Source organism: Pseudomonas sp. P4_C3 (assembly GCF_056402075.1).
Genome location: NZ_JBFUIC010000605.1, coordinates 1 through 1423, shown reverse-complemented (window position 1 = coordinate 1423; position 1423 = coordinate 1). Strand labels below are relative to the sequence as shown.

The 1423-nt window shown below is 52.4% G+C and carries 2 protein-coding genes; both read left to right on the top strand.

The window, feature by feature from the left end:
- Positions 1-517 (top strand): TetR/AcrR family transcriptional regulator (locus AC1DVH_RS31095; protein WP_477757015.1); only part of this gene is annotated, 517 nt, incomplete at its 5' end.
- Positions 518-807: 290 nt separating this feature from the next.
- Positions 808-1290: a VOC family protein gene (locus AC1DVH_RS31090; protein ID WP_477757014.1), complete on the top strand. Its 483-nt coding sequence runs from the start codon at positions 808-810 to the stop codon at positions 1288-1290.
- The last annotated feature ends 133 nt before the right edge of the window (positions 1291-1423 follow it).

The window sequence follows — 1423 nt, the reverse complement described above, 5'->3', positions numbered from 1 at the left end:
GCTCTATCGCTATTTCCCCAGCAAAGAAGCATTGATTGACCGTGTTTACGACGAGGTATATCGGTGGGATGCCTCTTGGGAGACGATGATCAAGGATCGTTCGCAACCCCTTCAGGCTCGCCTGGTTCGTTTCTATACTTCATACGCAAACGTGATTTTGCGGCGAGAATGGATTCGCATCTTCGTTTTCGCCGGGTTGACCCGTGAAGGCATCAACGATCGGTATCTGGCCAAATTGCGTGAGCGAGTCTTCATTCCTGTTATCGCGGAAATTCGCCACGCCCATGGTCTGGCGCCTTCCTCCGGTGAAACGATCAATGAAAAAGAGCTCGAACTGATCTGGAGTTTGCATGCCAGCATTTTCTATATTGGCGTGCGCAAATGGATCTACGATCTTCCAGTGACCGAGGACATTGACGCGCTGATAGAGCAGATGGTCGATGCGTTCCTCAATGGCGGTCCCCATGTATTGGCTCAAGTCGACAACGACCTCGGCGAAATGCCTCGTTTGAATTGATTTTTCCGCTTGCCCACCTAATGACATCCTGCTGCCACCCTTCTTTTTTGTCGACCACTCATCACCTGTTTCAGCCTTTAGCTGGATAGGTGGCGGGAGGGCGCGCACCCCGCTATTTCGCTCTGAAAAGCCCTTTCCAAACACCTGGAACTCGCCCTGCCGAGACGACACCACGACGTGGTTCAGGGGCTGTCCTCAAAAAATTTGGTCCTCCGGCTATTTACTTCAATTTCGTCAGGCCTTACTGTTTATCAACTGATAAATAACTACAAAAAACTGTTGGAGGCACCATGCAAGTCCGAAAACTCGCTCATTACTCGATCCGGTCGTTCGACCTGGAAAAGTCCAGCCAATTTTATGAAAGGGTGCTCGGTTTCACCCCTGGCTACCGGCCGCCGTTCGACTTTCCTGGCGTGTGGTTGTACATGGGAGGGGATGAGCAAGACTTTGGTACGGTCCACATTATCGGGATCGATCCCTCCAACCCCGAGGGTTTGAAGAAGTATCTCGGCGACAAAGAAATCCCGTTGAAGGGCACTGGAACCGTTGATCACATTGCTTTTCTGGTAACAGGCCTGGTTGAGTTCTGGAGCGTCTTCAAAGCGCAAGGCATTGCCTGGCGTGATCGCACCGTTCCGAGCCTGGGCCTGCATCAGGTCTTCATCGAAGATCCTTCAGGTGTCACCATCGAACTCAACTTCCCGGCCTCCGAGATTGAAGCCGTCGGTTCCTACACCGCCTATGCCGCTGCGACTGTGGAGGTGCAGCCATGATTAATATGTCGAACAAGCGYCGCGCTATTGTCGTAGGTGGTTCGCTGGGAGGTCTGTTTGCAGCGAACATGTTGCTACGCAAAGGTTGGGATGTAGAAGTCTTCGAACGTGTTCCGGACGAACTCGCTGGACG

Coding starts and splice junctions, on each gene's coding strand:
- AC1DVH_RS31090 (WP_477757014.1), top strand. CDS start 808: ATGCAAGTCCGAAAACTCGCTCATTACTCGATCCGGTCGTTCGACCTG.